This is a genomic window from Dietzia sp. NPDC055343 (assembly GCF_053645265.1).
Map to the genome: position 1 here is coordinate 1 of NZ_JBSHMJ010000180.1, position 1026 is coordinate 1026.

At 50.8% G+C, this 1026-nt stretch carries 2 protein-coding genes; both read right to left on the minus strand.

Features of this window, described 5'->3' with window-relative positions; genetic code table 11:
• Window positions 1–90: 90 nt before the first annotated feature.
• Window positions 91–438 carry a quaternary ammonium compound efflux SMR transporter QacE delta 1 gene (locus tag ACWIE7_RS19530; protein ID WP_000679427.1) on the minus strand — a complete coding sequence of 116 codons (348 nt, stop codon included), beginning with the start codon at window positions 436–438 and terminating at the stop codon, window positions 91–93.
• A gap of 163 nt (window positions 439–601) precedes the next feature.
• Window positions 602–1026, minus strand: a 425-nt coding sequence (locus ACWIE7_RS19535; protein ID WP_454058889.1) for an aminoglycoside adenylyltransferase family protein, incomplete at its 5' end; no start/stop codon positions are given.

Below are 1026 nucleotides of genomic sequence, written 5' to 3' on the forward strand. Positions count from 1 at the left end.
CGATCGCCGCGGTGACAGCGCCGGCGGGGTCTAGCCGCCGGCTCTCATCGAAGAAGGAGTCCTCGGTGAGATTCAGAATGCCGAACACCGTCACCATGGCGTCGGCCTCCGCAGCGACTTCCACGATGGGGATCGGGCGAGCAAAAAGGCAGCAATTATGAGCCCCATACCTACAAAGCCCCACGCATCAAGCTTTTGCCCATGAAGCAACCAGGCAATGGCTGTAATTATGACGACGCCGAGTCCCGACCAGACTGCATAAGCAACACCGACAGGGATGGATTTCAGAACCAGAGAAAGAAAATAAAATGCGATGCCATAACCGATTATGACAACGGCGGAAGGGGCAAGCTTAGTAAAGCCCTCGCTAGATTTTAATGCGGATGTTGCGATTACTTCGCCAACTATTGCGATAACAAGAAAAAGCCAGCCTTTCATGATATATCTCCCAATTTGTGTAGGGCTTATTATGCACGCTTAAAAATAATAAAAGCAGACTTGACCTGATAGTTTGGCTGTGAGCAATTATGTGCTTAGTGCATCTAACGCCGGAGTTAAGCCGCCGCGCGTAGCGCGGTCGGCTTGAACGAATTGTTAGACATCATTTACCAACTGACTTGATGATCTCGCCTTTCACAAAGCGAATAAATTCTTCCAAGTGATCTGCGCGTGAGGCCAAGTGATCTTCTTTTTGTCCCAGATAAGCTTGCTTAGCTTCAAGTAAGACGGGCTGATACTGGGCAGGTAGGCGTTTTATTGCCCAGTCGGCAGCGACATCCTTCGGCGCGATTTTGCCGGTTATTGCGCTGTACCAAATGCGGGACAACGTAAGCACTACATTTCGCTCATCGCCGGCCCAGTCGGGCTGCGAGTTCCATAGCTTCAAGGTTTCCCTCAGCGCCTCGAATAGATCCTGTTCAGGAACCGGGTCAAAGAATTCCTCCGCTGCCGGACCTACCAAGGCAACGCTATGTTCTCTTGCTTTTGTAAGCAGGATAGCTAGATCAATGTCGATCATGGCTGGCT